Below are 6,396 nucleotides of genomic sequence, written 5' to 3' on the forward strand. Positions count from 1 at the left end.
CACTGCCCCTGGGCCGGCTCTAGGGCTAGGATAGGGAGGCTCGGTCGACACCCATGGACGCTGCCACGTGCCACCGTGTCGTACACCTTTGGAAGGGGCAGGTCGCTCAGATCCTACAGCATCCGCGTTGCCTATCTGGTATGCTGTGCGGTTCGATATTTTGCTCCCATGGTCCCGGTCCGACGGCTCCCGCTGTCCTTGCACCTCTTCCCGGTGCCCGCCTTACCTTGCAGGTCTATCCAAGTGTCTGATCCCTCTGCTGATTTCGCTTCGTTGCCGCTGGCGCCGGAATTGCTCGATAACCTCGATTCGCTGGGCTATCACGCCATGACGCCGATTCAGGCCGAGAGCCTGCCGCCCATGCTGGCTGGCCGTGACGTGATTGCCCGGGCGAAGACCGGCTCAGGCAAGACCGCCGCCTTCGGCCTGGCACTGCTGTCACGGCTGTCGGTGGCGGACTTCCGGGTGCAGGGGCTGGTGCTCTGCCCGACCCGCGAACTGGCGGACCAGGTGGCCGGCGAGATTCGCCGCCTGGCGCGCAGCCTGCCCAACGTCAAGGTGCTGACCCTGTGTGGCGGGGCCCCGCTGGGGCCGCAGCTCTCCTCGCTGGAGCACGGGGCGCATATCGTCGTCGGCACGCCGGGGCGGGTAGAGGAGCACCTGCGCAAGGGCTCGCTGGCGCTGGGGGCGCTCGAGATACTGGTGCTGGACGAAGCCGATCGCATGCTCGACATGGGGTTCCAGGCGGCCATGGAGGCGATCATCGCCGAGACCCCGGCGAGCCGCCAGATGCTGCTGTTCAGTGCCACCTATGCCGAGGGCATCCGGCCCATCGCCGAACGGATGATGCGTGAGCCGGTCACCGTGGAGGTGGCCGAGTCCCATGATGCGACCACGATCCGCCAGCACTTCTACCGGGTGGCGGACGAGACGGCCCGTTTCGAGGCGCTGCGCCGCCTGCTGTTGCACTTGCGTCCCGCCTCCAGCGTGGTGTTCTGCAATACCAAGCGCGAGACCGACGAAGTGGCAGAGGCCCTGAATGACGCGGGCTTTAGTGCCCTGGCGCTGCATGGTGATCTCGAGCAGCGGGACCGTGATCGCCTGCTGGTGCTGTTCGCCAATGGCAGCGCCTCGATCCTGGTGGCCACCGACGTGGCCGCGCGCGGGCTGGACATCGATGCCCTGGATGCGGTGTTCAACTACCGCATCGCCCGGGAACTCGAGGTGCATGTCCATCGTGTCGGGCGTACCGGCCGGGCCGGCGGTTCCGGAGTGGCCTGTACCCTGCTTAGCGAGCAGGAGGACTACCGGCTGGCAAAGCTCGCCGAGCTCCTCGGAGAGACTCTGGAGACCGAGCCGCTGCCTCCCCGCGCGGTGCTGGAGCGCCAGCCTCTTCGCCCCGCCATGGCGACGCTGCAGCTCGGCGGCGGCAAGAAGCAGAAGCTGCGCCCCGGCGACATCCTCGGTGCCCTGACGGGCGAAGGCGGGATTGCCGGGGAGCAGGTAGGCAAGATCAAGGTGCTCGCCAACAGTGCCTATGTGGCCGTGCGACGCGATGTCGCCGACGCGGCCCTCGACCAGTTGGGCAGCGGCAAGCTCAAGGGGCGCAACTTTCGTGCCCGCCGCATCAGCCGCTGACCGGAAAACAACGTGATATGCCCGCGGGATACCCAGCCGGCGGGTTCTATGCCAACGTGGTGACATGAAGATACCCAAGAGATTACAACCGCTGGTCGACGACGGTCTGATCGAGGCGGTCGAGAGCCAACTGATGAGCGGCAAGGAAGCCCAGGTGTACGTGGTGCGCTCCCACGGCGAGCGGTGCTGTGCCAAGGTCTTCAAGGAGGCCAAGCAACGCAGCTTCAAGCAGGCTGTGCAGTACCAGGAAGGACGCAAGGAGCGCAATAGCCGCCGGTCCCGGGCGATGGCCAAGAAGACCCGCTATGGCCAGAAGGAACAGGAGCAGGCCTGGCTCAACGCCGAGGTCGATGCTCTCTATCGGCTGGCGGCGGCGGACGTGCGGGTGCCTAAGCCGTATGGGTTCGTCGATGGCGTACTGTTGATGGAGATGATCACCGATGCCGAAGGCCTGACCGCCCCGCGTCTGGACGATGTGACCCTGACGGCCGACGAGGCTCGGGCCCATTACGCCAAGGTGATCGATGACGTGGTGCGCATGCTGTATGCCGGCCTAATCCATGGCGATCTGTCCGAGTTCAACGTGCTGCTCGCCGCCGATGGGCCGGTGATCATCGACCTTCCACAGGCGGTGGACGCCGCCGGCAACAACAGTGCGGAGAAAATGTTCGAGCGCGACGTCGACAACATGCGTCGCTACTTCGGGCGTTTCGCCCCGGAACTGCTGGCCACCGATTACGGCAAGGAGATCTGGGCACTCTACGAGGCCGGTGACCTCCGCCCGGACAGCCAGCTGACCGGCTGCTTCGAGCACGATCTGAGCACCGTGGACGTGAACGAGCTGATGACCGTGATCGACGATGTTCGCGAGGAGGAAGCCGAGCGCCGCGCCTCACTCTCCCGCGATCAGGAGCCCGGCGTAGAGGAAGCCGCCGAGGAGTGGCGGGAAACTCACCGCGAGCGTTGAGGCCCGCCGCCGGCCTTGTAATCCATTGTGGGGATCGGCATGTTAAGCGGTCTGCCTCCATCGCTGAGCTCACCATGCCCCGATACGATAATGACGCCTCATCCGACCAGCAGCGCAACAAAACCAAGCGTTCGCCTCTCTGGTATCCCGAAGAAACGCAGCCCTCTGGTCGGCAGTGGATATACTTTGCCTGGATCGCCCTGGTCATCGTGCTGGTGTTTCACTATTACGATTCGGCGCAGCGTCACCAGCAGGTGGAACTTACCTACAGCGAATTCCTGACCGCCGTGGAGCAGGGGCATGTCGACGCGGTCACGCTGCGCGGCCAGTCGGTGGAGGGGACCTTCAGCGACACCGGCCGTCAGGCACGAGAGCTTGCCGAGACCGAGGAGGGCTTCGAGACTACGCGCCCCAAGGTCGAAGGCGAGCGCCTGCTCGAGCGTCTCGAGTCGAACGGTGTACGTATAGACGCCGAGCCTATTGACCCGCCCTGGTGGCAACGCGTTCTCGTCGGTGCTCTGCCGTGGATCCTGATGCTGGGCCTGCTGTTCTGGTTCTGGAATCGCATGCAGCAGCGTGCCATGTCGGGTGGAGGACTGTTCAACATGGGCAAGTCCAGTGCCCGCGAGGTGAGCAGTGAAGAGAGCGAGGTGCGCCTTGATGACGTGGCAGGTTCAGAGAATGCCAAACGCGAAATTCTCGAGGTGGTCGACTTTCTCAGAGAGCCGGCGCGTTTCCAGGCCCTGGGTGCCAAGATTCCTCGCGGCATCCTGATGATGGGCCCTCCCGGGACGGGCAAGACGCTGATGGCCAAGGCGATCGCCGGCGAGGCCGACGTGCCGTTCTTCAGCATCAGCGGCTCGGAGTTCATCGAGATGTTCGTCGGCGTGGGAGCGTCTCGGGTCCGCGATCTGTTCAAGAAGGCCAAGGAGCAGTCACCGTCGGTGGTATTCATCGACGAGTTGGATTCCATCGGTCGTTCCCGAGGCGCCGGCATGGGAGGCGGCCACGATGAGCGCGAACAGACACTCAACCAGATTCTCTCCGAGATGGACGGTTTCCAGGCCGATGAGCCGGTGGTCGTGCTGGCCGCCACCAATCGTCCGGACGTGCTGGATTCAGCCCTGCTGCGGCCGGGCCGCTTCGATCGCAAGCTGACGCTGGAGCATCCGCACCGCGAGGCGCGTCAGGATATCCTGCGCGTCCACACGCGCGATATACCGTTGGCCGATGACGTCGATCTCGAGCGACTGGCCGAGATCACCATCGGGTTTTCGGGGGCGGACCTGGCCAACCTGGCCAATGAAGCCGCCCTGCAGGCGGGGCGTCACGACAAGAAGGAGGTGGACTGGGCCTGCTTCTCGGCGGCTCGCGACCGCCTGCTGCTGGGTGAGGCCAAGGACGTCGGTCTTTCCGACAGCGAGCGCCATATCGTGGCGTATCACGAGTCTGGCCATGCGCTGCTCGCCTACCTTCTGCCCAAGGCCGACCCTCTCGAAAAGGTTACGGTGCTGCCACGCGGCCGCGCCTTGGGCGTGACCGCGCAGGTTCCCGATGAAGAGCGCTATAACCATGGCGAAGCCTATCTGCGGGACCGCATCACCGTGATGTTCGGTGGTCGCCTGGCGGAATCCATTGTCTTCGGGGAGTTGTCCAGCGGAGCCGAGAATGACCTGGAGCAGGCCACGAAGCTGGCACGGCGCATGGTGGCACGCTGGGGGATGAGTGAACGTATCGGACCGGTGATGTTCGCCCAGAGCCAGGAGCATGTCTTCCTGGGCAAGGAGATGGCTCAGTCTCGCGAACACAGCGAAGCCATGGCGGGGCTGGTCGACGAGGAGATAAAACGGCTGTTGAGCGAACTCGAAGCGCACGGCCGTGAGCTTCTCGAAGCGCATCGGGATGATCTGGACACCCTGGCCTCGGCACTGGAGGAGCAAGAAACCCTGGAGGCCGACGCAATCCGTGACCTTCTCGGTAAGGCACCCGCTCAGTCGTGACGATCCAGGTCTGGCTCGACTACGCTGTAGGCGAGTGTCGCCCGCCTCGGGCGACACCGGGTATCGGTAAGGAGACGGCAATGAACAAGTGGATTACGGGCGTGGCCCTGGCAGGCAGCATGCTGCTGGCCGGTCCGGCTCTGGCCCAGATAGAACGCTCCTCGGCTCCGCAGGGTACCGAGGTCTACTTCATCTCACCTGAGGACGGCGCTACCGTCGAGAGCCCGCTGACCGTGCGCATGGGTCTCACTGGCATGGGCGTGGCGCCTGCCGGCATCCAGGCGGGGGCTACCGGCCACCACCACCTGCTGGTGGACAAGCCGCTGAACGAGGTCGACCTCGACCAGCCCCTGCCGGCCAACGAGGCAATGCGTCACTTCGGCGGCGGCCAGACCGAAACTACCCTGGAACTCGAGCCCGGCGAACATACGCTTCAGCTGCTGTTCATGGATGCCAGCCATGTCAGCTTCGACCCGCCTGTGGCTTCCGACGCCATCACTGTAACGGTGGAGTAGGACTGCCGGCCGTCAGGCACCGCGCCGGCGGCTGACGGCCATCACCCCCAGGGCGCCGGCCAGGGCAAGACCGATCACCGTCAGCGACCCGGTCAGGCTCTCCATCATTCCCGGTGCCACCAGCATGACCACTCCCAGCGCCAGCATCACCATGCCGCCGATCAGCTTGAGCGTACGGCCGTGGGTCTCCTGCATCCGGCCGATGCGCAGGGTGATGATGGCCACCGCCAGCACCAGGATCTCGTCGAGCAGGTAGACCAGCAGGTAGACGGCCAGCAGCCCGGCGAAGGCGGCCCCCTCGACCCCGGCGTCGGCCAGCAGCGAGCTCCAGATCACCGGGAAGCCAGCGGTGCAGGGCAACTCTACCAGCGCCACGCCGCCGGCCATCACCACCGTGACCAGCAGGGTCATCGGCAGCGGGCGCTCGCGGCGCACCTCGCGACTGCCGCGGTAGATGCGGGGCTTGAAGCGCTCGGGAATGCTTAAAGAGAGGCCACGGTGGAGGGCGAAGTAGTCCTTGACGTTGACCGCCCCGAAGGCCAGGGCGAACAGCGCCACCACCAGCTGGATGCCGGCCAGGTGGCGGGCCACAGAGAGGGCGGCGAACAGGCCGGTGATGAAGAGGCCGTAGAGGGCGGCGGTGACCAGCAGGAAGGTGCCACCCACCGCCGCGGTGCGCACCCGGGAACCGCTGCCCAGGATCATCGCCAGCAGCACGGTGAGCACCCACAGCGAGCAGGGATTGAAGCCGTCGACGAAGGCGATCAGCAGGGTGGCGAAGAGCATCGACTCCCCGGCCAGGTCGAGGCGTCCCAGCGGCCCCAGGTCGAGCCGCCAGTGGGAGGCCTCGCCGGTGGCCAGGCCCCGTGAGGCGAGGCGGTCCTCGATGGACCGGGCGATGTGAGGGGCAAAGCCGACCCAGACGGTGTCGCCGAGTATGAAGGTGGGCACGGCGTTGGGCGTCTCGCCGCGCTCGGCCATCATGGCGAGGAAGCGGGCGCGTCCGGCCGGGTCCTGCACCACCTCGACGCGGCGTACCTGGAGATCCGACTGCTTCGCCTCCAGCCGGTCCAGCCAGGTGGCAGCCTCACGGCAGAAGGGGCAGTGGTCGCGCCAGAAGTACCAGAGCACCTTGGCGTCGGCGGCGGACGTCAGCCCGGTCGCGGAGGGGTCGGCCCGGGCCTCGGCTCTGGGGGCGGCGAGGGTCAGCAGCAGGGCGAGCGCCAGTAACGAGACGAGCCAGCCGGCGGTGGCAGGGTTCCGGGGCATGGTCATG

General features: G+C 65.9%; 5 protein-coding genes. 4 read left to right on the forward strand and 1 reads right to left on the reverse strand.

Annotation, left to right across the window (positions count from 1 at the left end):
* Positions 1–243: 243 nt before the first annotated feature.
* The 4 genes from dbpA to U5L98_RS04625 all read left to right on the forward strand — a co-directional run bounded on the left by dbpA (position 244) and on the right by U5L98_RS04625 (position 5,120).
* The gene (dbpA, locus tag U5L98_RS04610) at positions 244–1,638 is read left to right on the forward strand and encodes an ATP-dependent RNA helicase DbpA (RefSeq protein ID WP_322557171.1); all 1,395 of its coding nucleotides are present in this window, start codon (positions 244–246) and stop codon (positions 1,636–1,638) included.
* Positions 1,639–1,702: 64 nt separating this feature from the next.
* On the forward strand, positions 1,703–2,605 hold the full coding sequence (locus tag U5L98_RS04615) for a PA4780 family RIO1-like protein kinase (protein ID WP_322557172.1): 903 nt from the start codon (positions 1,703–1,705) through the stop codon (positions 2,603–2,605).
* Between the two features lie 74 nt (positions 2,606–2,679).
* A complete protein-coding gene (gene ftsH / locus U5L98_RS04620; protein WP_322557173.1) occupies positions 2,680–4,605 on the forward strand; it encodes an ATP-dependent zinc metalloprotease FtsH in 1,926 nt (641 codons plus the stop codon).
* A gap of 80 nt (positions 4,606–4,685) precedes the next feature.
* Positions 4,686–5,120 (forward strand): DUF4399 domain-containing protein, encoded by a 435-nt coding sequence (locus tag U5L98_RS04625; protein ID WP_322557174.1) that lies wholly within the window; start codon positions 4,686–4,688, stop codon positions 5,118–5,120.
* A gap of 12 nt (positions 5,121–5,132) precedes the next feature.
* Here U5L98_RS04625 and U5L98_RS04630 read toward each other — a convergent pair.
* Positions 5,133–6,396 (reverse strand): hypothetical protein (locus tag U5L98_RS04630; RefSeq protein WP_322557175.1); only part of this gene is annotated, 1,264 nt, incomplete at its 5' end.

It is taken from the genome of Halomonas sp. (assembly GCF_034520545.1).
GTDB lineage: Bacteria > Pseudomonadota > Gammaproteobacteria > Pseudomonadales > Halomonadaceae > Halomonas.